This is a genomic window from Nonomuraea sp. LP-02, assembly GCF_036289125.1.
GTDB classification, from domain to species: Bacteria; Actinomycetota; Actinomycetes; order Streptosporangiales; family Streptosporangiaceae; genus Nonomuraea; species Nonomuraea bangladeshensis.
This window is the reverse complement of sequence record NZ_JAXCLK010000001.1, coordinates 2,885,987-2,909,968: the sequence shown is the minus strand read 5'-3', so window position 1 is coordinate 2,909,968 and position 23,982 is coordinate 2,885,987. Positions and strand designations below refer to the sequence as shown.

The window sequence follows — 23,982 nt, the reverse complement described above, 5'->3', positions numbered from 1 at the left end:
GTCACGGGAATGGGTGGGGTGGCAGGCGGTCGGGTCCACGTGTGGGGCGGCGGCCCAGGAGGGCGGGGACGCTCCAGAGCCGGTCCAGGCCGCGCAGGCGCCGGTTGGCGTGGCCGAAGGTCATCGGCAGCGTGCCCGGCACGATCACCTTCGCCGCGTGCAGGCCCAGACGGTCGCGGATGACGGGATGGCTCTGGTCCACGGCGGCGAGCTCCAGGCCGAGCCCACGCAGATGGCCGACGTAGTGGTCGAGAACCGCCCACAGGTCGCCGCCGGGTGGAGCGGGGGCGGGCACCGGTTCCGGAGCGTCCTCCAGGAGGAACGCGTACTTCCCTGCCGCCTCCGGCAGGCCGTACACGGCGACGTGGTCCTCCATGGTGCGGATCCGGTCCGGGTCGTCGAGCAGGCGCAGCAGCCGCTCCCTCGTGTAGTCGCCCGGCGCCCGCCTGGCCCGGTCGGCGGCGGATTCGACGTCCACGGCGATCTCCGCGGCGGCCGAGACCATCGCGGCCACCGGATCGGGATGCGCTCCTGCGGCGAAGAAGGCCGCGGGCTGCCTGCCGTCCCTCCGCCGGGCCATCGCCAGGGCGACGGGGACGCCGAGATCGTTCGTGGCGTCGAGGAATTCCAGGACGTACCCACGGTGGTCGAGGCGATCGACCAGGTGGGGCAGCAGGAGATGATCGTCCGGTACGGCGAGGCGGGGCAGCGGGGTGCCCGCGTACCAGGCCATCAGGAACGCGTCGCGCTCCGCGACCTCGAAGAAGCCGTGCAGCACCGCCTCCGCCAGGCTGTTGCCCAGCCCGCAACCGCTGGAGGTCTCAGCCACGAACCTGGCCGCGTCGCTTCGTGGCAGCCCCCAGTAGGCGACGTGCTCGGGGACGAGGAGGGGCGTGGAGCGGGTGAAGGACCAACCTTGAGCCCAGGTGGTCGGCACGTCGGGGGTGTAGGGGACCAGGGTGCGGTGGGGGTCGGTCCGGTACCGGTCGGGCTCGTGCAGGCCCAGCGTGGCGGGATCGACCGCGCGGTCCGGGCCCAGGTCGGCGAAGGCCGCCCACACCGCACCGCCTGCGCCACCCGCCCGCGCCACCCTGCCCGCGCCACCCGTGCCGGCCGCGCCGGCCAGGCCGCCGTGCGGGCGCATGCCGCTGAGTCGCTCGACCGCCTCGAACAGGGCCACCCGCTCCGACTGCGCGAAGTCCCCCGTCCGGCCGAACCCGGCCACCTGCCCGTCCGGGTCACCGGCCAGCATCGCGGCCACCGTGGGCAGGGCCAGGGAGCCACTGCGTCTGAGACCTGCCACTGGGCCGTAACGCGAGTCGATGAGCGTGTCGTGCAGGCGTGAGCCCTCGGTCCTTGGGTTGTGGGTCCGCAGGGTGCCCGCGACGGCCGGCAGCGGTGCTCGGGCAGCGGGTTCTGCGGCGGGGGACGACGTCTGTGCGACGGCCGTCGCAGCCGGGGGCGATGGCTGGGCGATGGGCTCCTCCGCCGGCCGCGGTGCGCATGTCGGGCATCCCTCCGTGCGGGGCATGACGGTGTGGCGGGTCAGGGAGCCGTGGTCGGTCCGCAGGGCGTAGACGACGTCCGCGTGCTGCTCGGCGTTGGCGAGCATCGTGGCCGCCAGCTCCAGCAGAGCGGGCTGGAAGGCGGGCGATGCCACACCTCGCAGGGTGAGCCGCGGGTCGCCCACCGGGACGGCGGTCCCGAACGCGGCCAGCCGCTGGGTCTCGGCGCAGGCCAGGCAGACGCCGCCTTGGGGGCCCTGGACCGGGCCGATCAGGACCAGTGCGCCCTCGTGGCAGATCGGCAGTAACGGATGCCGTCTGCTCTTGGTGCGGGCGGCGAGCTCCTCCAGCTCGGCCAGGCGGTACCGGGTCAGGAAGAGCGCCTCGGCGTCCGTGTCGCGTAGCTCTGTCGCGCAGGAGAGGATCTTCATTGGGCGCGTCCGAGGACGAGCGGCCGCGCCGCGCGGGCAGGGGGTACCCGGACCGCGACCAGACCCGAAATCGCCCACAGCCCGCCGGCCCCGGCTTCGTCTGCTACGAGTGCAGCCGGCCTGAGCGCGGTGGCCTCAGCTCCACAAATCTCATGCTCGCCGGCCAGGGCTGCGAGGGCCTGCTGAAAGCGGGCCTCGCCTTCGCGGGAACCAGACGGCCAAGCATGGTCCCGGTACCCCCAGGGAAGCGGCTGGGGCGAGGGCTGCCATGCCGGGGTCGCGCCGCAGACCGGTGGACCTTCGGCGATCGACCGGCCCGCTCGGCGCGCCTGTTCCCTCGCCGTCGCCGCGAGCAGGGCGAAGGCTGCCGCCTCGCCTGCTTCGGCTTCCACCGCCCAGCCGAGGACGCACCCGCGTGCACTCACCTGGGCATGCACCACGCCGGCCGCGAGCCGTACCACCTCGATGCCCGCCGGTACGGCCAGGCGTAGGGTCAGCGCTTTCCACCAGCGGCGCGCCGCGGGATCGTCGGCCCACTCCGCCTCCTCCACGAGCTCCACGGCCTCCACCGGTTCCAGCCGGTCGCGATGGGTGGCCAGGCGCAGGGCCAGGCCGCGGGCGTGCAGGTGATCCATGCCGACGGCCACGTCGGAGGGCCGGGCGACCGCGGACAGGGCGGCGTGCAGGCGGGCGGCGTCCAATGTGGTGCCATAGCCCACCATCTCGCCACAGGCGGCCAGGTTGACGGGGAGCTGGGGCAGATCCTGCGCCTGTGGGGCGGGCACCAGGCCCAGCTCAGGATCGCCGAGGACGTCGAGTGCCGCCATGGCCTCCTCCCAGGAGAGCGCCTCGCGGGGTGGCTCGGCGTCGGGCCAGGGGTGATAGGCCATCCTGAGCGGGTCGAGGCGAGCGACCAGGACCGCGTGGTGCGGTGTGGGGGTCTCGCGCCCTTCCCGGGAGGGGTCGGGCAGCCCGGCCGCCGCGCACAGCAACCGGTGCACCGCAGCCCCGGCCACCAGTGCGCAAAGGACCTCGGGCGGCTCCGCGGCGGGCCCGTTCGACAGGCGGGGGGCCGCGTCGGCGGATGCCTCATTCGCCGATGTCTCGGTGGACCCGCCCGACAGGCGGTGGGCCACGGCGGCGGCCTGCGCTGCCGCCGTGTCGGCGGAGCCCGGGGGTACGGCGTAGCCAACCTCTCCCAGGCACCCGGCCACCACGGCGAGCTGGTCTGACGCCTCCAGCGTCAGCGTGGAGGCCGGCCCCGGTACGCGGCGGTAGCGCATCCCCGCTGCGGCCAGGGCGCGCTCGGCGGCGGCGGCCGGTGCGCCTGCGCCGCAGATCGTGAACACCGTCCCGGCGAGCCGGTGCCACGCGGCGGCGGGGTCGGCCGCCGAGGACTCAAGCCAGGCGGCCACCGCGATCGGCGGCAGGTCGGGGCCCGGTTCTCCCCACCCCTGCGGCACGGCCACGAGCATGTCGTGCTCGCGCAGCTGGCCGATGATCAGCTCGATGGCGCGGGCGACCGGTTCCGGGGTGCCGGGTGGGGCGGCCAGCTCGGGGGCGGGCACGCCGCCCGCCAGGGCCGCGGCGAGGTGCTCCCACAGCCGCCACAGCCCGGCCCCGCCGTTGACGGTGAAGCTCGACGTCCATCCGCGTACGTGCACCCCGTCGGCGGTGGGGGCGGCGTGGACGACCGGGCGCAGCCGGAGCACCTCCGTCATCGCGCCACCGACCCGAGGGGCGCCCCGAGCTGTTCGCGCCAGCTGGTGCCCGTCACCTGCTGGACCGCGCGGGCCATCATCGAGGCGGCCAGGTACCGCTCCATGGGGGTGACGTCGCAGACGGCCAGGAGCTGGTAGAGCATGTTCGTGCCGAACCGGTAGACGGTGAAGCTGCGGCCGAGCGGAGGCCGGGTGAAGTCCACCGAGCGCAGCGCCCGGTGGTATTCACTGACCTCGCGCGGGGCGCCCGGGTCCCAGCGCCGGGCGGTGCGTGGATCGTCGAGCAGGGCGGCGCGTGCGGCGTAGCCGGGTCCGAGCTCCATCACCAGGACGCCGTCGTCGTAGGCCTGCCCGGCCTCGGCGCGGGCCGCCGCGCTCCAGGCCCGCCAGGCCGACACGGCGGCGGAGGGTCGGTGTCCTTCGGCGATGCGTGCCACGAGGTCGACGGTCGCCTCGCGGTTGCGTTCCCAGGCGGTGTCGAGACCATGCCGGACCCGGCCGTCCGGGTCGTGCCAGGTGAGGAAATCCTCCACGTGCGACAGGAAGGAGTGGTAGCCGTGCTGCAGGCCGTGCGGGTACTCGTCGGCGTGCACGGTCATCGCGGTGATCGCCAGGGCGATTCGGCCGGGCGCGCTGTCGCCGTCCGATGCGAGCTGGTCCAGGGCGGTACGGCACGGCGGCATGCCCCGTTCGAGCACGCGCGAGCGCAGCCGTACCAGCTCGGCCGAGCCCAGCAGCCCGGCGGTCGCGGCGTGGTCGGCGGGGGTGGTGGTGACGGTGTTGTCGGGAAAAATGGGTTCGTACGGCCCGGCGACCAGCTCCAGGCGCCCGGCCTCGCGCGAGTGGGCGAGTAGTTCGGCGGGGGTCTGCCGGTGGGTCGAGGGGTGGCGGCTCAGGTGGCCGCGCAACCGATCGGCGACCAGCTCCGCGGCAGCGGCCAGCTCCGCCGGGGCGGCCGCTCCGAGCGCGGAGACCGGGTCCGGGGCGCTCATCGTGCCTGGGCCGAGTCGGAGGCGGACGCGCAGGTGGGGGCCGTGGAGCCAGTGGCGCTCGACGTGCCCGCGTACGCCCGCCGCGACCGCCTCCCCCAGCGCGGGAAAGACGGCCTGCCTGAGCAGCCCCGCCTTGACGGGCTCGTAGTAATAGCAGACGACGTCCAACTCGCTCATGAGGCTCTCCAGCAGGATTCGACGATGAGCTCGGTCACCGGTTCGTCCACGGTCCCCGGTACGGGCAGGGCCTCCACCAGGGCGATGTCCTCGGGGTACCGCTCCAGGTGGGCGGGCAGGCAGCGCAGGTGCAGCGCGTTGCCCAGATCGACGTACTGCGGCTTGGCCGCCCGCAGCTTGCGCAGGAACCCGGCCAGCGAGTCCACGGCCGTGGACGCCTCGGCGAACAGGTGCTCGGGCAGCCCGTGGCGGGCCCGGAGGCGGGCGGCGGCGACGGCGGGATGCTCGCTCCTGAAGGCTTCGCGCAGCGCGGTGGCCGCGTCGTCGGCGAACTTCCACTTGCGGCGCTGCAGCACGATCCCGTCGTGGGTCAGCCGTCCCAGCTCCGTCACGCCGCCCGTCTCGCGCCGGCCCGCGAGGCCGGACAGTGCCGGATGCCCGCACACCAGGTCCGCGGTGAGGGGCGCGGTGCGGTCCGGTAGCGAGTAGGGCACGAGGAAGCCGAGGTAGAGCACGCTCAGGGGGCGTCCGGTGGCGCGGTCGACGACCCGGACGAGCTCGGTGTCCTCGTCGTGGACGAGGTCGAGCTCCTCGGGCGGGAGGTCGGCCCAGCGCGGGTCCTCGCCCACCTCGCGGGCGGTGACCATGGGGTGCAGGTTGGCGTTGAAGCCCAGCACCGGGCGGTATTGCACGGTGTCGGGGCCCAGGACGCGGTGCAGCCATTCCGTCACGGCCGCCGTGGCCGAGGGGTCGAGCTGGGGCAGGAAGCGGCTGGTGAACCTGGCGAACCCGGCGTAGACGTGGTTGACCGCGAGCCCGCCGCCGGGGACGGGCTGGACGAAGTAGGAGTAGGAGACCGGCCGGGCGTGCACCCAGGCGGGCAGCAGGTCCGCGGCGGCGTTGACGGCTTCCCCGGGGATCTCGCGGTCGAGCGAGTGCGGGTCGCCGGCGGCGGAGATCAGCTCGCGCACCTGCTCGCGGGCGGCCTCGATGCCGGGGTCGCGCTGCCTGTTGCCGAGCACCTGGCTCCAGACCTGCGACATCAGCTCTGTGCAGGCGGAGAGGGGCACGCGGGCGCCGCTGCCGTACAGGTCGACGAACCGCTCGGTGACCAGGCGGCGGACGAACAGGTGGTGGTCGAAGAGCATGGTCAGCGGGGTGAGCCGGGCCAGCGCGGGCAGGTCGGCGCGACCGTGCCTGGCGCCCAGGGCCAGGGGGCGGGGGAGGGTGACGTCCTCCATGAGAACCGGCACCCCGGCCAGGTCGGCGCCCACGAGCTCGCCCGTCTCCCGCCAGTCGTCGGCGAGCGCGGCGAGCGCGGCCGGGCGGGCGGCGGCGGGCAGGCTGGAGAAGGCCGCGGTGCGCTCTCGCAGGCTCGCCAGCCGCCCGGCCAGCGAGCCGCCCGCGACCGGAAGATCAGCGATCACGCCGTCTGAAACCACGCCGCCGGCGGCCGGGGTGGTCTCCAGCCAGCGTGCCAGGGAGCCCAGCACGTCCGGGTCCTGCGGGTCGACCGGCCACACCGGCACGATGAGCCCGACGTCGATCATCTGTCCCACGTACGCGCCCGCCACCTGCGCGGCCGCCGGGCTGGCGATGTTGCGCGCCAGCAGTTCGGCCAGTTCCCGAGGGGTGCGTTCCCCCTGGCGCAGGTGCCGGAGGAGGAAGGCGATCGGCCCAGTGAGGGCGAGTTCGACCCGTTCCTCTCGGGCCGCGTGCACGTGGGTGGCGTCGGCCTGGGGGATGTCGCGCTGGTACACCACCCGCCCGTCGCGCTCCCGCAGGGCGGGTGCGAGCCGGTGCGGCAGGTCCACGCGTCTGCCCGGGTCTCCGAGGAGGGCGTTCAGCAGCCGTGTGACCAGGACGTGGTTGACCTGCGAGCAGGCGCGCGGCTGGGGGTCGAAGCCAGGGCGTCCGTCCCACCAGCCGAGGCCGACCGAGGTGTACCAGGACAGCGGGCTGGTCTTGGAGGTGGCGCGCAGCGCGTAGCGCAGCACGGTGGGCTCGGCCTGGCGGGCGCGCTTGTCGGGGCGCCCGGCACACGCGGCCGTACGGTCCACGCCGTACAGCAGGTCGCGCCCGGTGAGGGTGACGGCCTGGCGCAGCGGCTCCGCCGTACAGATGCCGGCCAGGACCTCGCGTTCCGCCGTCAGCGCGTCGCCCCATCCGGCCGCGAGCTCCTGCTCCAGCCGGGCGCGTGCGCGGGCGGCGGCCAGCCACCCGGCCAGTCCGGGCACCCTTTCTGGCAGGTCGCCGAGCCGGGCCACGAGGGATTCGCGCGGCACCCGGCCGTTGTGGACGTCGCGCCGCAGCGGCAGCACCACGGCGCGGTGGAAGCCGAGGGAGTGGCGGGCGGCACTGGCCGCGAGCGCGTCGGCCAGGCCGGGCGCGGCCGCCTCCATGGTGCGCAGCAGCCCGGCCAGCTCACGCAGGGCCGCACGCCACGGCTCGGCCCGCTGGGGACGTTCGGGGTACGGCAGGGCCGCGCGCCTGACCACCGCGAAGGGCGCCAGTTCAGCGCTCGCCGTACCGCTGCCTGACGGCCTGTCCAAAGTGCTGGTCATCACGCATCCTCTGTGGGTGGTCCCCCGGCCACCCGTGAGCGGCCGGGGGGTGTGAGCGGCTTCCTAGATCGGGTCGATGGAGCAGCAGGAGCTGCACGACATCGACAGGTTGGAGCAGCTGATGCCGGAGGCGCCGGTCTCGGGAAGCGCGACGCTGTCACGCATCGCCGTCACCGACAGCTCCTCCAGAGCCAGCTCGTCGACCTGGAAGGCGAAACTGGGCATGGCACCTTCTCTCACTCAGGTGGGTTGGATGCACGAGCAGCACGAGGAGGTGGTCAGGCACCCGGAGGCGGCGGTCTCGGGGAGGGCGACGCTGTCGCGCATCGCCGTCACCGACAGCTCCTCCAGGTTCAGATCCGTCACCTCGAAGGGGAAAGCGGTCATCGCACGCTCCCTACTGGATGACGATGCAGCAGCAGGACGAGGACGTGGCGATCGAGGTGAACGCGCTGCAGGCGGAGGCGCCGGTCTCGGGAAGCGCGACGCCGTCGCGCATCGTGGTGACCGACAGCTCCTCCAGAGCCAGGTCCTCCAGGTTGAAGGTCAGGTTCGGCATGGGGTTTCATTCCTTTCCGTACACGTGCGAGTGCGGCTGGCGGGTGGAAGGGAAGCGGCGGGCACCTCCTTCAGTCCAGGGCGCGGCGGCCGAAACCGAGCGCGCCTGCGACCGCGAACCCCGCGCCGGCCACCGCCATGACCAGCAGGCAGAGCCAGAACGCGAGGTGCGGGATCTGGGGGACCATGACCGCGCGCATGGCCTCGCTGACGTAGGTGAGCGGGTTGAGCGCGCAGACGACCTGAAACCACGGCAGCCGCTCCAGCTCCGGCCAGGGGAACTGGGTGGCCCCGGTGAACATCAGCGGCGTCAGCACCGCCGCGAAGACGGTGTTGATGCCCCGGGGCGAGACCGCGGTGCCCAGGGTCATCCCGATCGCCGAGCCCACGAAGGCCCCCAGGGCCATGACGAGCAGGGCGGGCGGCACGGAGGCGAGGGCGATCTCGGTGCCCGGCAGGACGAGCAGGCCCAGCGGGATCATGACCGTTCCGGCGAGCAGGCCGCGAACCGTGCCGAAGAGCATCTTCTCGACGGCCACCAGCCAGATCGGCAGCGGCGCCAGCAGCCGGTCCTCGATCTCCCTGCTGTAGGAGAAGTCCAGCGTCAGCGGCAGCGCGGTGTTCTGCAGCCCTCCGACGAAGGCGTTGAGCGCGATGACTCCAGGCAGCAGCACCGCTCCGAAGTCGCCGCCGACGTAGCCCAGGTCGCCCAGGACCGTGCCGAAGACGAACAGGATGAACAGCGGCTGCAGCACCACCTGGGTCAGGAAGGCGGGCAGCTCGCGCCAGGTGACGACGAGGTCGCGCGTGAGGATGGCGGCGAAGGAGCGCGCCACGGGCGGCCTGGGGGTCGCGGCCCTGGCCTCGTCGATGGTGGTCATCGCAGCTCCCGTCCGGTGAGGCGGAGGAAGACGTCCTCCAGGCCGAGGCGGGCGAACTCCACCCCGGCGAGCGTGAGGTCATGGCCGGCCAGCGCCTTGACCACGGTGGGCAGCACCTCACCGGGATCGTGCGAGGTGTACAGGCGTACGCGCCCGCCCGGCAGCTCCTCCACGCGTTCGACGGTCTCGACGGCGGCGAGCGCCGCGGCCGCCGCGCCCTCGGCCGAGTCCAGCGCGAGCGTGAGGGTGTTGCTGCCCGGCAGCTCCCTGACCAGGGCGCCGGGGGTGTCCAGCGCCAGCACCTTGCCGTGGTCCAGGATGGCGACCCGGTCGCAGAGTTTGGCCGCCTCGTCCATCTGGTGCGTCGTCAGCACCACGGTCACGCCGCGCTCGCGCAGCTCGGCGATGCGCTCGTGCACGAACAGCCGCGACTGCGGGTCCAGCCCGCCGGACGGCTCGTCCAGGAACAGCACGCGCGGCTCGTGCATGAGCGCCCTGGCGATCATCACGCGCTGCGCCTGACCGCCGGAGAGCCGGTCGGCGCGGTCGCCCGCGCGGTCGGCCAGGCCCATGCGCTCCAGCAGCTCGTCGGCCCTCCTGCGCCGCTCGGCGCGGGGCACCGCGTGGTAGGCGGCGTGGCACTGCAGGACCTGCCGGATGCTCAGCGAGCGGTCCAGGTTGGTCCGCTGCGGCACCACGGCCAGCACCTGCCTGGCCCGCGTCGGCTCCCGCAGCACGTCGACGCCCTCGACGACCACCCGGCCGCCGCTGGGACGCACCCGCGTGGTCAGCACGCCGACCGTGGTGGTCTTGCCGGCCCCGTTCGGGCCGAGCATGCCGAAGACCTCTCCGTGGCGTACCTCGAAGCTGATCCCGCCGACCGCGGCACGGGGATTTCCCCGGTAATTCTTGGTGAGATTCTCGACCTCGACAGCGTTCATTTCTTCACCGATACCGATCGCGTCGTGGAAACGGGCGAAGCGTATTCACGTGGGCTCACGACAGTCAAGGTCCGAAAAATTGGCCGACCGCTGTCAGTACACCCTTCCGACAGCATGGTCAAGACAGCAGAAAAGCTGTCAGGTGGTCGCGGCGGGACGCGGCCCATACTCCGGGAGTCGAACTCCAGCACCTGGGAGGTGAATCATGTCCCCTGCGATCACTACAGCCGACTTCGGCCTCGCCGACCTGGATCTGTCCAGTCTGCAGGTGACGGCCATGCGTGACGCCGTCGCCCTGCCCGAGACCGGCGCCTCGTCAGGATCGTCGAGCTGCGGCGGTTGCTCCACCTGCGGCTCGTCGTCCTGCTGCGGCGGTACCGAGATCGAATGATTTACCGGCCGGGACGCCGCTTCCGCCGGAACTGCGCCCCGGCCATTCAAGAGCCCTTTACGCGCTTGGACGGGTACGTATGATCGACGTTGTCTGCCATTATTACGAGGACTTCAAGGCGCCGTTGTTGCGGCAATTCCTCATTCCGCTCGCGCGGTCTTTTCCCGGCAGCGTCCACCTCGATCGGCATTGGTTGCGCGGGCCGCACGTCCTGCTCCGCTTCCACGGTCCTGGCGATCACGCCCGGGCCGCGGAGGAGGCCGCCGACGCCTGCCGACGCCACCTGGCGGCCTTCCCCTCCACCGCCGTGGTGGATCCGGCCGAGCTGGTACGGCAGGCGGAACTGGCCGGGCGCGCCGAGCTCGTGCCCGGGCCGTACGCACCCCTCCACCCTGACAACTCGGTGCTGGTGCGCCCTGCCGACCTGGCTCCCCTGGTCGACCTGCTGGGCTCGCGGGCCGCCGTGCTCGAGCGGTGCGAGCTGCTGGCCCTCGGCCTGGGCGCGGTGGAGCGGTCACTCGAGCTGGCCGGCGACCCCGGCTCCCGCGTCACCCTCGCCCTGGTCGCGATGACCGCCCATGCCGCCGGCTATCCGACCGGGCTGGGAGCGGGCTACCAGTCCTTCCTGTCGCACGTGGCCGACCATCTGGCCTACGAGGATCCCGACGGCAGCCTGGAGGCGGCCTTCGAGCGCCAGTGGGCCGAGCGCGGCGCGGGGGTGACCGAGCTGGTCCGCACCGTCGCGGAAGGCGGGGTGCTGCCCGGTCGGCTGGAGGGCGTCGCGGCGGCCTGGCGCGCCTGGTCACGTGACGCGTCCGCGCACGCCGACGCCGCTCTCGACACCGCCGCCCTGGTCGGCGGCCGTAACGGGCACGCCGCCGTCGCCGCCCGTCTCGGCGGCGACACCGAGATCCGGTGGGACTTCACCCGCCGCCACTACAGCGAATACCACCAGCTGCTCAACCGGTCCGGGTTCGAGAAGGTGGCGCTGAGCAGGCCCTTCGGGCTCTACCGTTTCGGCACCAACGTGCTCTACCGCCTGCTGGCGCTGTGCGACCTGCGGCCTGTGGAGCGTTACCTGGCCGCCTACCTGTTCAGCGAGGCGGTCGAGCGCATCACCGGGCGGACGTGGCGCGAGCGGCTGGGCGGAGTTCCGGCGTGAGCGAGGAGGCGGTCCTGCGGCTGCGCCCTGTGGTGCGGGCCGGTCGCCTGCCCGCGGGTGTGCACCTGCGGTCGTGGAGCGGCGCGGTCAGCCTGGAGGGAGCGGCCGGGCTGTGGCCGCTGTGGCAGCGGCTGGCGCCGTTGCTCGCGGAGGGGGTGAGCGAGCGCGATCTCGACGTGCTGTGCCCGGAGCCCGCTCTGCGGGAGGCCGTGCGGATGCTGCTCGATCGGCTGCGGGAGCACGACCTGCTGGTGGCGGTACGGCCCGGCGACGGCATGCCGCCGGCCGTACGGGGATGGCTGGAATCGGCGGCGCCCGACCCGGACGCGGCGTGGCGCTCGCTGGGCGCGGCCACCGTGACGGTGCGGGGCGAGGGGCGGCTGGCGGAGGCGGCGCGTGACGCGCTGGCCCGCTGCCATATCGGCGCCCGGACGGCACCCGCCTCGGACGGCCTCACGCTCATCGCGGGCGCACTGGTGGTCCGCGCCGCCGGCCTGGGCCCGACGGGGTTCGTCACGCCCGCCCTGCCCCCCGCCCAGGCCGCCGCCCTGGCCGAAGCCCTGACCACCCGCCTCGCGGGCCCTCCGGCCACCACTCACCTGCCCGGCGCGGGCCACGGGCTCGCGCCCGATGCGATGCTGGCCGAGCTGCTGGGAGCCGCGGCGGCCGACCGGATGGTGAGGGCGATCGCCGGATGGCCCGCCAGGTCCGGCGAGGTCCTGCTCGCCAAGGCCGACCCGCTGGAGGCCTCCTACCGCCCCTGGCCTCCGGCCGCCCCGGTCTCGCCCGCCCGCCGCGTCACGCTGGAGGAGGCGCTCCGGCGGGCCGCGCTGCTCACCGACCCCGACCTCGGAGCGCTGCCCCCCGCCGTCCCGGACGGCCACCCCCAGCTCCCCCTCGGCCTGGTCGTCTGCCCGCTGCCCGGCCGCGAGGTCACCGGAGCCGGTCCCACGACCGACACCGCCCATCTGGCGGCCGTTCAGGCCGCCGCCCAGGCGCTCATCGGCGAGGACCCGGCGCGCACGGCCGTGGGCGCGGACGAGCTGCACGCCTGCGGCGTCCTCCTGCGCCGCCTGGCCGACCGCCTGGCCGCCGGGCTCGCCCCGTGGCGCGGCCCGGTCCCCGGCAGCCACTGGTGGCGCGTCCTGACCCGCCGTCTGGGCCGCGCCGTGCGGCTGTGCCTGCGCGACCTGGACGGCGCCTGGCACGCCGAGATCGTCGACAGCGGCGGCTCCCGCCTGGGCTGGGCGGTCGAGCGCGACCGTGACGAGGCGGCGGCCATGGCCGCCATGGCCGCAGTCGGCACGCTCCTGGCACCGGGGCCGGTCACGCCGGTCTGCGGAGCCGTACCCTGCCCCGATCTCACCCCGGAGGAGCGCGACGGCGATCTGGGCCGGTGGTTGTGGCCCGCCGCGCTCTCCGCGCACGAGGAGGAGCTGCAGGCCCGCCTGCGCGAGCTGACCGGCTGCCTGCCTCACCGCGACGAACGGCCCTGCGCGGTGAGCGCCGCGGGCTTCCAGATCTGGCGGAGCTGAGCATGGACTTCGACGTCGTCGTCCTCGACACCTGGACCCTGGAATCGATCACCGAGCTGGCCGCCCGCGCCGTGGACGGCGGGCCCGCCGTCCTTCCGGTGCGCTGCGACGGCGGCCTGGTGCTGGTCGGCCCGCTCACCGGACCGGGAACGAGCGCGTGCGTGGCCTGCGCCGAGCACGCCAGGATCCACGCCCTGCCCGGCCATACCCCGCACACCGGCCAGGTCATGGGCGGCTCGGTCCCGCCGACGGTCGCCGCCCTGGTCGAACGCCTGGCGGAGCGACCGCAGGACGGCGTCATGTGGGCGATCAGGGGCGAGAGTCTGGAGGTCTCCACCCACCGGGTGCGGCCCTTCGGCGGCTGCCGGGTCTGCGCACCGCTGCCCGACGACTCCCCGCGCCCGATCACGATCGCCTCGCACCCGGTCACCGGCACCGGTCTGCGCGAGGCCAACCCCCGCACGGCCGGCGCGGACGGGCTGCGTGAGGTCCTGCTGGACTGGCGGGTCGGCCCGGTGCTGCGGCTGTTCCGCTGGGGCTCGCGCAGCCTGCCCCTGGCCAGCGCCGAGTTGCCGGGCGCCGCCGACTCCTCCGAGGCGGGGTACGGCAGGGCGGAGGACTTCGCCGACGCCGAGCGGGTGGCGTTGTTCGAGGCGCTGGAGCGGCTGACCGGCATGACGCCGCGCGGCAGCCGTACCGTCGTGCGCGCCGCCCACGCCGAGCTCGACCCGCACGTCGCGGTCGATCCGGCCGCCCTCGGCCTGCACGAGCCGGAGTTGACGGACCATCCGGCCTTCCGCCTGACGCCCTACGCTCCCGGTCTGCCGCTCGCCTGGGTCCACGGCTGGTCGCTGACCCACGGGCGCGACCGGCTGGTGCCCGAGGAGCTGGTGTACTGGCGGCTGCGCGGCAGGCGCTCGATCTACGACTCCTCCAACGGCTGCGGGCTCGGCTCCAGCCTGGCCGAGGCGATTCTGTACGGACTGTTCGAGGTCGCCGAGCGCGACGCCTTCCTGATGGCCTGGTACGCCCGCACCCCGCTGCGGCGGATCGCCACCCCGATGGAGGACCCGCAGATCTGCCGCCTGGCCGACCGGCTCGGCTCGCTCGGGCACGATCTGCTGCTGTTCGACGCCACCAACGACTTCGGCGTGCCGGCCGTCCTCAGCATGATCCGCCGACGCGTGCCGGATCCGCGGCGGCCGAACGCCCTGTTCGCGGCCGGGGCCCACCATGACCCGCTCACCGCCGTCAGGTCGGCCGTCGTCGAGGTCTACATCAACGCCAGGAACGCCGCGGATCCGCGCATCGTCTCCTTCGACCCCGACCGGCTGCGGCCCATGCTGGAGGATCCCACGCTGGTCCGCACGGTCGACGACCACGTCTTCGTCAACGCTCTGGCCGAGGCCGCCCCCTGGCACTCCTTCCTGAGCGGCGAGGAGACCCCCGTGCCCTGGCGCGAGGTGTGGCCCCGCCGCCCCGCCGTACCCGACCTGGGCGAGTACCTGTCGGAGTGGGTGGCGCAGCTGGCGGTGCGGGGGCTGGAGGTGATAGCGGTCGACCAGAGCGAGCCGGTCACCCGCGAGCGGCTCGGGCTGCACGCCGCCAAGGTGATCGTGCCGGGGTCGCTGCCGATGACCTTCGGCCACGTCTACCGCCGCACCCGCGGCCTGCCCCGGCTGCTGGAGGTGCCCGCGAGGCTGGGCCGCCTGCCCGCACCGCCGCGCTACGACGACCTGCCCTTCCACCCCCACCCCTTCCCCTGACGTGAGGACTGCCGTGGACACCTGGACGAGCCTGCATTGCTTCGTGCACTGGTCCGTGGAGCGGACCGACGACTTCCTCACCGGCGTCCTGGGCCCGCTCATGGCCGCCCGCCGCACGTCCGGTTGGTTCTTCATCAGGTACTGGGAGGGCGGGCCGCACCTGCGCGTGCGCGCCCTCGGCGTCGGCGACCCGGCGGAGCTGGAGCGGGCGGTGGCGGACGCGCTGGCGGACGCCCCGCCCGCCGACCTGCCCGCCGACGCCGGCTGGACGCCGCACGGGATCGTGAAGTCGATCGCCTACGAGCCGGAGACCGGCAGGTACGGCGGAGCCGAGGGCATCGGCGTGGCCGAGCGGGTCTTCTGCCGCTCCACCGAGACCGCCGTGGAGGCGCTGTCAGGGCGCTTCCCGCAAGGACGGTTGAGCGCCGCCATCCACCTCGTCCGCGCCACCACGCTGGGACTCGGCCTGGACGAGCGGGCGGCGGCGGCCTGGCTGCGCAGGCACGCGGCGAGCTGGCGGTACACCAGCGAGGTCGAGCTCCTGCCGCCCGCCGTGCCCCTGGCGCGCACCGCCAGGCTCGTGGCCGGCCAGGGCGAGGCGCTGCGCCACCTGCTGGCCGCCGCCGAGGACGACGATCTGTGCGTCCGCTGGAGCCGTACGGTGGCCGAGGCGGACGGCGAGCTGGCCGCGCGTGGGCTCGACGAGGTGCGCCGGCTGTGGATCTGGGCGTCGCAGCTGCACATGCTCTGCAACCGCCTGGGCGTCCGGCCCGACGAGGAGCGCGCGGTGTGCTGGCTGGTCGCCGCGCTGTTGGCCGCCGACGCGGGAGCCGACCAGCGCTACCTGGAGGAGTCGAAGTACCCGCCGGGGATCCTGCCGTCGCTGCCCGACGACTCCCACGGCGAGCCGTCCCAGGACCGGCCGCCGATGCCCGGACTGCCCGAGGTGCGCCTGCCGGAGGGCCCGCCGCTCAGCCTGCCGCTGGGCGAGGCCCTGAACCGCCGGGCCTCCTGCCGTACCCTCACCGGCCCGGTGGGTGCCGCGGAGCTGGGCTCGCTGCTGGGCCTGGCGTTCGGCGCCAGGGCCGACCGCACGCTGCGCTTCGGCGACGGCCCCGCCCATGCCTACCGGCGCCGCCCGTTCCCCGGCGCGGGAGCCAGGTACGGCACGCGCCTGCGTCTGGTCGTGCGCGAGGTCGAAGGGCTGGACCCGGGCACCTACCACGTCGGCGAGGACGGCCGCGCCCTGCGACGGCTCGGAGCGCCGCCGGCGGACGACGAACTGGCGGCCACCTCGATGTGGCTGACCTCGGCGCAGGTGGACGAGCGGCTCGGCCTGATCGACGTCACCCGCGTGCCCGCCGTCCTGCTGCTGACCGCCGACCTCAACACCCACCGGCCCAGGTACGGCACGCGTGCCCTGCGCTTCGCCCTGCTGGAGGCAGGCCACGTCGCGCAGAACCTGACCCTGGCGGCGACCGCGCTGGGGCTGGGCACGATCACCCTCGGCGGTTTCTACGACGACCTGGTGCACGAGCTGTTCGGGCTCGACGGGGTCGCCGAGAGCGCGCTGTACCTGCTGCCGGTCGGCCTTCCCGGCTGAGCCGTCAGCCGAGCAGGCCGTCCTCACGGGCGCGGCGAGCCAGGTCCACCTTGGTGTAGGCGCTGCGCCCGCAGTCGGCGTACTTGCGTTTGATACGTTCCAGGTACTTCTTGGCCGTGGACGGTTGGATGCCCGCCCGGCGCGCGGCGGTCTCCAGCGTGAGCCCGGAGGCGTAGCCGAGCAGCACCGCCCGTTCCTGGTCCGACAGCTGCGGGCCGACCCCCAGCAAAGCGCGGATGGCGGGCGCGAGCCGGCCGGGCGCGAGAGCGGACTGCGCGGGCGCCTCCACGAGGGTGGCGTCCTCGCCGAGCGCGAAGGCGCGGTGGCCCGCGGAGCGCAGGAGCCGGAGGGTCTCGGCGCCGTCGGGCGGCCCGGCCAGGGCGGCGTCCACGACGATCACGTCCGCCCGGTCCCCCTGCCGCTCGATCAGCTCGGGGAGGCTGCCGGCCCTGGCCAGAAGCCTGCAGCCGGGGTCGGCCGCCAGCGAGGCGATGGCGATGACCAGCAGATCGGGATTGTCGATGATCAGGGACACGGAGATCATGGGCGCTCCAGGCGGGGAGGGGTGCGGTCCCGGTGGCGGATCCGGCGGTGGATTCGGCGGCGGATTCGGCAGTGGATCCGCCACGGAGGCTAGACCAGCCGAATGGATCACGACTGGACGCCGAATGGATCATCGTCAGCCGGTGGCTCCGGCGACGAGCGTCTCGATCTCTTCCATCTCATGCCGGTTGCCGATCCTCCCGTACAGTCCCCTGGCCTCCTCCCACGCCGCCAGGGCCTGCGCGTTCTCGCCCAGCATGGCGTGGGCGATGCCGAGGGCCTTCAGCACCATGGCCTGAAGGTGCAGCACCCCCAGCTCGCGGAAGACCCGCAGGGAGAACAGCAGACGCTCGCGCGCCTGTTCGAAGTGGCCGTTCACCAGGTCCCTGGTGGCCAGGCTCCGCGAGACGATGGCGCGGGTGATCTCGCCGGCCATCTCCTCGCTGAGCTCCTCGGCCGTGTCGAGGAAGGAGTCGGCGTCCGGCTGCCCGGTGAGCACCCCGCTCTCGCCGAGCACGACCAGCGCCAGCAGCTCCTTCAGCCGCACTCCGAGGCTCCTGCTGAGCCGCAGGCCCTGCAGCAGCGCCTCGCGGCTCTCGTCGTAACGGCCCTGGTAGTGGCGGACCATGCCGAGCGAGCGGAGCGCCGTCAGGTGCAGCCGGTTCACCTTGCGATCCCTGGCCCGCTCGACCACCTGCTCCAGGTGCGCCGAGGCGAGTTCCAGCTCGCCGCGCTCACGGTAGGTGAAACCCAGGCCCGCGTGGACGAAGTCGAAGCCCGCATCGTGGCCGTGCTCCCCGGTCAGCCGTTGCGCCAGGTGCATCAGCTCCAGACCCTCCTCGCCGTGCCCCTCGGCGAGCACCGCGGTGCCCAGCATCGCGAGCGCATGGATCTCGCCGCGGACGTCTCCCACCGAGCGGAACAGGTCGAGCGCGATCTGGGCGTGCTCGTGCATCACGAGCGGCTGGATCATCGGCACGCTGAACAGGTAGGCGAGGTTGCGGGCCATCACCGCCCGCCCACGCGGAACGTCCTCGCCACACGCCGCCATCGCGACCGCGTGCACCGCCTGGCTCTCTTCCAGCAGGTCGCGCATCTCGTGGAAGCCCACGCACGCCTCGGCCAGGTTCCATGCCAGGTCAGCTCGTCCCTCGCGAGCGCTCTGCGTGATCACGACCGCCAGGTTCGCTCGCTCGCTCTGGAACCATTTCACCGGATCGTCCAGCAGCAGGCCGGTGTGCTCCGCCGGCAGCCTCCTGCGGGGCGCCGGACCGCGCAGCGCGGGCAGGGTCCGGTAGGCCAGTTCCATGTCCGCCTGCTCGGCGAGCGAGAGCCAGGTCGCGTAGGCCCTGACCCTGGCCTCCTCCCGCGCGGCCTCGTCGTCCTCCAGCGCCGCCCGCTCTGCCGCGTACAGCTTGATCAGGTCGTGCATGCGGTAACGCGGCTCGCCTGTCTCGTCCTCGTCGGCGACCGACACCAGCTGCACGTCGATGAGCTGGTCGAGAAGGCGCTCCGCCTGCTCCTGCGGCTCGTCCAGGAGGGCCGCCAGGGTCCAGTCGGCGAAGTCGGCGACGTCCAGCAGCCCCAGGACGCGGAAGGCCCGCCGTACGGCCGGCGGCAGCGCGTCGTAGCTCAGCCCGAAGGTCGCTCGCACCGCCAGGTCACCGGCCGACAGGTGGTCCAGCCTGCGGCGCTCGTTGCTCAGCTGCCTGCGAAAACGTTCCAGGCTCAGGTGGGGCTGGGCGGCCAGGCGGGCGCCCGCCACGCGGACGGCCAGCGGGATGTGGCCGCACGCCTCCAGGATCGCGCGGGCGGCGTCGCCCTCACCCCTCACCCGCTGCTCGCCGATCAGGTGCACGAGCAGGTCCATCGCCTCGTCGGCGGTGAAGACGTCGAGGTCGAGCCGGTGCGCGCCGCTCAATCCCATGAGCCGCGACCGGCTGGTGACCACCGTGGCGCAGGTGGCGGCGCCGGGCAGCAACGGGCGCACCTGGCTCTCCTCCACGGCGTTGTCCAGCACCAGCAGCACCCGGCGGCCCGCCATCCTGCTGCGGTACAGCGCCACCCGGTCGTCGAGCTCCTTGGGGATGACAGACCCGTTCACGCCCATGGACATCAGCAGCCGGTGCAGCACCGCCGCGGGATCGGCGGCGGGCCGGTCGGTGCCGTGCAGGTCGACGAAGAGCTGGCCGTCGGGGAAGTTCTCCCGCACCAGATGCCCCAGATGCACGGCCAGGGTGGTCTTGCCGACGCCGCCCAGCCCGGTGACCACCGCCGTCGGCATCGCCGTACGGCCGTCGGCCGGGGAGCCGAGGATGCGCGACAGCGCCGAGAGCTGGCCGAGCCGGCCCGAGAAGTCACTGATGTCGGGAGGGAGCTGGGCGGGGACGGGTAATCTTCCCCACCCCGGCGCGACCGGCTGCCGGCCCGCCTGCGGCTTGGCGGCCTGCTGCTTGCCCGGCTGGAGCGTGTCGGCGTGCAGGGCGAGCTCGTGGGCGGCACCGAGCTGCGCACCCGGCCGCACGCCGAGTTCCTCGTCGAGCCTGCGGCTGATGTCGCGGTAGTGCATCAGCGCCTCGGCCCGCCTGCCGGCGGCCAGGTAGAGCTCAATGAGGACGCTGTGAACGCGCTCGTCCAGCGGCGCCATGCGGCCTATCTCCTCGGCCAGGGGCAGCACGTCGACCGCGTGCCCGTTCAGGACGGCCGATTCGGCAAAGGTCTCCAGGGCGACGATCAGCTCCTGGGCCAGTCCCGCCAGCAGCGGATGCCCCGCCAGGGGGCGCAGCTCAGCCAGCGGCTGGCCGCGCCAGAGCGCCACCGCCCGCCGCACCGGATCGTGACCGCCACCCTGCCTGGCCAGGGCGCGAAACTCCCAGAGGTCCACCTCGACCTCGTCGGTGCTGAGCAGGTAGCCGTCGCCGACGCGCGGGAGCAGGCGGCTGGCCACGCGGCTGGGGCGATCGGGTTCGAGGATGCGCCGCAGCCGTTTGACGTAGGTGTGCAGGACATTGACGGCCGTGGCGGGCGATCTCTCGCCCCACAGGATGTCGACCAGCTCTGACATCGGCGTGCAGCGTCCCTCGGCCAGGGCCAGCACGGCCAGGACGCTTCGCTGCTGGGCGGGCCCGAGGTCGAGTTCCGCCTGCCCACGATAAGCACGGAGGGAGCCGAGGATCTCTATCCGCAACGTCACCCACGGCAGTATGGAGGCAACCGCGACCAAGATCCAGGGCCCCCACGGGCGTGGGGTGCCCGGGGCTCTGTGAGTAGACGCCATAGTGCACGAGGTCGAACGGAGAACCATGGGCGTGAGCGTCCGAGGTGGGTTGCTCACATCTGTGGATCTACGCTGTAAAGGTGGCCGTACGGCATGGGTTCTTTGAGGACCTGGAGGTCACGGTGCCCCGCGTTGTGTCTGCCTCCGCCCATCTCAGGGCACGTGCCTCTTCGGTGCGTATCCCCCTCAGCAGGCAGACGAGGGGAAGGGTGCGACAAGGATGCCTAATCCCAATTCTCCCACCGTAGCCAGCGGTGCTAGTCGAACAGTCAGTCGCTGTCGGAGGTCGAGCAGCTACGCGACGTTCCCGGTGTCGAAGCCCGGTTCGGTGACGAGCACATCGCCATGAGCGTGTTCCGGTTCGACTCGGAAATGCTTGTCACGCCGAACCTGGCGAAGCCATGCCTCGGAGCTGTGGAGCAACGGCCGTGACGTGTGGCCAGAGCCTCAGCCCACGGGCCAGATCCTGGGTGACTGACTGAGCGACGACCAGGCCGGGCGGCCCCGGACTCCAGGGGATCGTACGGGACGGTGATGCCAGGTGGGGGCGGGTAATGATCGTGATCCTGCCCCCTCGTGATGTGCCTGGGGGTCAAGGGGGCGCAGGTTCAAGTCCTGTCGTCCCGACCAGATCGACTCTGGTCGAGCGCTCGCTTCTCCGCAACCGTGCGAGCTGCCTCGTGCGCAGCGAAACGGACATGAGCCCGATTTGTCGGCTCGGTTCCGTTTTCACATTGACATTCGGCTTTGACGCCTTCCGCGCCGGAACGTGCGATGCGAAGATCTCTGTGCCGGAATGTTGCTGGATGGAGGCTTGCTCGGTGACCCACGTACGAGACGAGTCCGTTCCCCTCGTACGTGTGCCGCGCATCGTCGGCCGTGACGCGGAGCTGGCACGGCTGCGCCACGCGCTGGCCGGCCCGCCCGCGCTGGTGCTCGTCGAGGGGGAGGCGGGCGTCGGCAAGACCCGGCTGGTGCAGGAGGTCGTCAGCGGGCGTGACCGGCTGCTCGTCGCGGTCTGCCCGCCGTTCCAGGACGCCTCCACCCTCGGCCCCGTCGTGGACGCCGTCCGGCAGACCGGCGTGGCGCCCGCCGACCTGGGGCTGAGCGGGCTCGCCGGCGCGCTGCGGCCGCTGTTCCCCGACTGGGCCGACGAGCTGCCCGACCCGGTCGAGCCGCTGCCCGACGCGACCGCCACCCAGCACCGGCTGCTGCGCGCCCTGTCCGAGCTGCTCGATCGGCTCGGGGTCGAACTGCTCGTCGTCGAGGACGCGCACTGGGCGGACGAGGCGACCCTGGAGCTGTTGCTGCTGCTCACCGCGCGGCGGCCGCCCGGCGTCGGCGTGCTCGTGACGTACCGGCCGGAGGACGTGCCGGACGGGTCGCTGCTGCGCCGGCTGTCCTCGCGGGTACGCGGCGGCCCCGGGCACCTGCGCCTGGCCCTGGGCCCGCTCGGCGTGGCCGACACCGCCGCGCTCGTGTCGTCGATGCTCGACGCCGAGCACGTGTCGGATGCGTTCGCCCGCTTCCTGCACACCCAGACCGACGGGTTGCCGCTCGCGGTCGAGGAGTCCGTACGGCTGCTGCGCGACCGCGCCGACCTCGTCCGCGTGGACGGGGAGTGGGTGCGGCGCAGCCTCGACGAGATCGCCGTGCCGCCGACCATCCGCGACGCGGTGCTGGAGCGCGTCGGCCGGCTCGCGGAGCACGCCAGAACCGTCCTGCACGCCGCCGCGGTGCTCGCCGAGCCCGCCGGCGAGGCGGTGCTCCGCGCGGTCGCGGACCTGCCGGAGGAGCAGGCGCGCGCCGGGATCGTCGACGCGATCGCCGGCGGCCTGCTCGTGGAGGACGAGCGCGGCCGGCTGGCGTTCGCGCACGTCCTCGCCGCCCGCGCCACCTACGACGCGGTGCCCGGCCCGATCCGCCGGATGCTCCACGGGCGCGCGGGCCAGGCACTCGAAGCGGCGGGCCGGCCGGCCGCGTCGCGGCTGGCCCGCCACTTCCGGCAGACCGGCGACCTGGACCGGTGGCGCAGGTACGCCGAGCAGGCCGCGGACCTCGCACTCGACGTGGGCGACGACGCCGCCGCGACCACGCAGCTGCTCGACCTGCTCGAAGCGGACCTGCCCGCCGACGCGCTGACCCGCGTCGCCGACAAGATCCCGACCCTGGCGTCCACGGGCTACCTGCACCGCAGCGGCCTGGTGGAGGTGCTGCGCTCGGTGCTCGGCCGCACCTCGTCGTCCAGGCGCAGCCGGGCCGAGATCCGCGTCCGGCTCGGCGCCGCGCTCATCCGCAGAGGGGAGCACGAGGCCGCCGTCGCCGAGCTGGAACGGGCCGTCCCGGACCTGGACCACGACCCGGTCCGGCAGGCCCACGCGATGACCGGCCTCGGCATGCCGTACAGCACGGACTGGCCGGCCGCGGTGCACCGCCGCTGGTTCGACCGGGCCGCGGCCGTCGTGGCGCGGGCGTCCCTGCCCCGGCGGGAGGTGCTCGACCTCCAGGTCAACTGGGCGACCGGCCTGCTCACCCTCGGTGACCCCGAGGGCTGGGTCGTCGCCGCCGGGCTGCCCGGCACCGCGGAGACGCCGGCCGAGGCCGCTCCGCTCGCCCGTGCGGCGCTGAACGTGGGCAACGGGGCCATGCGCTGGGGCCGGTACGACGAGGCCCGCGAGCACCTCGACCGCGGCGTCCGGCTCGCCGAGCACCGCGGCTACGTACGGCTGCACGACATGATCGCCGTGACCAGGACGCATCTGGACTGGTTCACCGGCCATTGGGACGGCCTCGCCGAGCGGGCACTGAGGCTCGCCGAGCTCGACGGTGAGCCGGAGATCCGGCTGGACGCGGAGACCGTCGCCGGGCTGCTCGACGCGGCTCGGGGCGACCGGGCGGGCGCGCGGGCCCGGCTGCTGTGGGTGCTGGACGAGGCCGGCAGACGCGGCTTGGCGCAGGTGCCGCCGGAACCCGCCGCGACTCTGGCCCGCCTGTGCCTGAGCGAGCGGGACGTCGACGGGGCCCTGCGCCTCACCGAAGCGCCCATGCGGCTCATCGCCGCCAAGGGCACGTGGTTGTGGGCCACCGAGCTCGCGCCCGCGCGGGTCGAGGCGCTCCTCGCGGCGGGACGGCGGGCGGAGGCCGCCGACCTCGTCGCCGAGTACGACCACGGCCTGCTGGACTGCCCGGCGGCGAGCGCGCACGCGTCGCTGGCCCTCTGCCGGGCCTGGCTCGCCGAGGAGCGCGACGGGCCCGAGGCCGCCGCAGGCGCGTACGCGGAGGCCGCCGGGCGGTGGGAGGCGCTGCCCCGGCCCTACGCGGCGCTGCTCACCCGTGAGCGGCAGGCGGCCTGCCTCGTGGCCGCCGGGCGGCGCGAGGCCGGGGTGGAGCTGCTGACCGGCGTGCTTGACGGGCTGTCTCGGCTGGGCGCCACCGGCGACGCGGAACGGGTCGCGCAACGGCTGCACGACCAGGGCGTACGGCGTACCTGGCGGGGCGGGCGGCGCGGCTACGGCAGCGAGCTGTCACCTCGTGAGCGCGAGGTGGTCCGGCTGGTGATCACCGGTCTGGGAAACAAGGCGATCGCTGAAGCGCTGTCCCGCTCCCCGAAGACCGTCGCCGCGCAGATCAACTCCGCGATGCGCAAGCTCGGCGTGTCCTCGCGCACCGCGCTCGCGGTCGCCGCCGTTCAGACCGGGCTCGAACCGGACGATCTTTAGGTCATCCGCCCAATAGCAAGCAAGTGGACGCGGCTCCGATACTCGCTGCGTGCCCCCAACTCCGCAGCCACCTGACGAAGAGCCCGGCGACGACGAAGGCGTCGAACTCCCGCGCCGGCAGCCGGTGGATGACCCGACGGACGAGCCGCCGCAGGACGACGGCGAATCCGGCTCGGAGCCCTGGCATGGCTACGAACCCCTCTGATCGGAGAATCC

Annotated in this window: 18 protein-coding genes and 1 tRNA gene; 8 read left to right on the top strand and 11 right to left on the bottom strand. The window is 73.7% G+C overall.

Annotation, left to right across the window (positions count from 1 at the left end):
- Position 1: 1 nt before the first annotated feature.
- From SMD20_RS13505 to SMD20_RS13465, 9 genes are all read right to left on the bottom strand, one after another.
- Positions 2-1,936 carry a TOMM precursor leader peptide-binding protein gene (locus SMD20_RS13505; protein WP_329579968.1) on the bottom strand — a complete coding sequence of 645 codons (1,935 nt, stop codon included), beginning with the start codon at positions 1,934-1,936 and terminating at the stop codon, positions 2-4.
- A complete protein-coding gene (locus tag SMD20_RS13500; protein ID WP_329579966.1) occupies positions 1,933-3,657 on the bottom strand; it encodes a hypothetical protein in 1,725 nt (574 codons plus the stop codon). Before SMD20_RS13500 ends, SMD20_RS13505 begins: the two co-directional genes overlap by 4 nt.
- The gene (locus SMD20_RS13495; RefSeq protein ID WP_329579963.1) at positions 3,654-4,826 is read right to left on the bottom strand and encodes a hypothetical protein; all 1,173 of its coding nucleotides are present in this window, start codon (positions 4,824-4,826) and stop codon (positions 3,654-3,656) included. The genes SMD20_RS13500 and SMD20_RS13495 overlap by 4 nt, the downstream gene beginning before the upstream one ends.
- Positions 4,823-7,390, bottom strand: a complete 2,568-nt coding sequence (locus SMD20_RS13490; RefSeq protein ID WP_329579961.1) for a lantibiotic dehydratase — start codon at positions 7,388-7,390, stop codon at positions 4,823-4,825. The genes SMD20_RS13495 and SMD20_RS13490 overlap by 4 nt, the downstream gene beginning before the upstream one ends.
- A 63-nt stretch (positions 7,391-7,453) precedes the next feature.
- On the bottom strand, positions 7,454-7,615 hold the full coding sequence (locus SMD20_RS13485) for a thiazolylpeptide-type bacteriocin (RefSeq protein ID WP_329579958.1): 162 nt from the start codon (positions 7,613-7,615) through the stop codon (positions 7,454-7,456).
- A gap of 15 nt (positions 7,616-7,630) precedes the next feature.
- A complete protein-coding gene (locus tag SMD20_RS13480) occupies positions 7,631-7,777 on the bottom strand; it encodes a thiazolylpeptide-type bacteriocin (protein WP_329579955.1) in 147 nt (48 codons plus the stop codon).
- A 10-nt stretch (positions 7,778-7,787) separates the two neighbouring features.
- Positions 7,788-7,949 carry a thiazolylpeptide-type bacteriocin gene (locus SMD20_RS13475; protein WP_329579952.1) on the bottom strand — a complete coding sequence of 54 codons (162 nt, stop codon included), beginning with the start codon at positions 7,947-7,949 and terminating at the stop codon, positions 7,788-7,790.
- Positions 7,950-8,019: 70 nt separating this feature from the next.
- Positions 8,020-8,829 carry an ABC transporter permease gene (locus SMD20_RS13470; protein WP_329579949.1) on the bottom strand — a complete coding sequence of 270 codons (810 nt, stop codon included), beginning with the start codon at positions 8,827-8,829 and terminating at the stop codon, positions 8,020-8,022.
- Positions 8,826-9,770, bottom strand: coding sequence for an ABC transporter ATP-binding protein (locus tag SMD20_RS13465; RefSeq protein ID WP_329579945.1), 945 nt, complete (start codon positions 9,768-9,770; stop codon positions 8,826-8,828). Before SMD20_RS13465 ends, SMD20_RS13470 begins: the two co-directional genes overlap by 4 nt.
- A gap of 205 nt (positions 9,771-9,975) precedes the next feature.
- Here SMD20_RS13465 and SMD20_RS13460 point away from each other — a divergent pair, with 205 nt between their 5' ends.
- The 5 genes from SMD20_RS13460 to SMD20_RS13440 all read left to right on the top strand — a co-directional run bounded on the left by SMD20_RS13460 (position 9,976) and on the right by SMD20_RS13440 (position 16,227).
- On the top strand, positions 9,976-10,161 hold the full coding sequence (locus SMD20_RS13460) for a thiazolylpeptide-type bacteriocin (protein ID WP_329579942.1): 186 nt from the start codon (positions 9,976-9,978) through the stop codon (positions 10,159-10,161).
- Between the two features lie 79 nt (positions 10,162-10,240).
- On the top strand, positions 10,241-11,323 hold the full coding sequence (locus SMD20_RS13455) for a hypothetical protein (protein WP_329579941.1): 1,083 nt from the start codon (positions 10,241-10,243) through the stop codon (positions 11,321-11,323).
- Positions 11,320-12,858 (top strand): hypothetical protein, encoded by a 1,539-nt coding sequence (locus SMD20_RS13450; RefSeq protein ID WP_329579938.1) that lies wholly within the window; start codon positions 11,320-11,322, stop codon positions 12,856-12,858. Before SMD20_RS13455 ends, SMD20_RS13450 begins: the two co-directional genes overlap by 4 nt.
- 2 nt (positions 12,859-12,860) lie before the next feature.
- Positions 12,861-14,624 carry a TOMM precursor leader peptide-binding protein gene (locus SMD20_RS13445; protein ID WP_329579935.1) on the top strand — a complete coding sequence of 588 codons (1,764 nt, stop codon included), beginning with the start codon at positions 12,861-12,863 and terminating at the stop codon, positions 14,622-14,624.
- Between the two features lie 13 nt (positions 14,625-14,637).
- On the top strand, positions 14,638-16,227 hold the full coding sequence (locus SMD20_RS13440) for a thiopeptide-type bacteriocin biosynthesis protein (protein WP_329579933.1): 1,590 nt from the start codon (positions 14,638-14,640) through the stop codon (positions 16,225-16,227).
- Positions 16,228-16,231: 4 nt separating this feature from the next.
- Here SMD20_RS13440 and SMD20_RS13435 read toward each other — a convergent pair whose 3' ends face one another.
- Both SMD20_RS13435 and SMD20_RS13430 read right to left on the bottom strand, forming a co-directional pair.
- Entirely contained in the window at positions 16,232-16,771 is a 540-nt protein-coding gene (locus SMD20_RS13435) for a response regulator transcription factor (RefSeq protein WP_329579930.1), read from the bottom strand.
- A gap of 135 nt (positions 16,772-16,906) precedes the next feature.
- Positions 16,907-19,963, bottom strand: a complete 3,057-nt coding sequence (locus SMD20_RS13430; protein ID WP_329579927.1) for an AfsR/SARP family transcriptional regulator — start codon at positions 19,961-19,963, stop codon at positions 16,907-16,909.
- Between the two features lie 608 nt (positions 19,964-20,571).
- Between SMD20_RS13430 and SMD20_RS13425 the strand changes: the two genes are divergently transcribed.
- From SMD20_RS13425 to SMD20_RS13415, 3 genes are all read left to right on the top strand, one after another.
- Positions 20,572-20,677: transfer RNA gene (locus tag SMD20_RS13425), tRNA-OTHER, on the top strand.
- Positions 20,678-20,868: 191 nt separating this feature from the next.
- A complete protein-coding gene (locus SMD20_RS13420; protein ID WP_329579925.1) occupies positions 20,869-23,766 on the top strand; it encodes an ATP-binding protein in 2,898 nt (965 codons plus the stop codon).
- 49 nt (positions 23,767-23,815) lie between these two features.
- Entirely contained in the window at positions 23,816-23,971 is a 156-nt protein-coding gene (locus SMD20_RS13415; protein ID WP_329579922.1) for a hypothetical protein, read from the top strand.
- Positions 23,972-23,982: the final 11 nt, after the last annotated feature.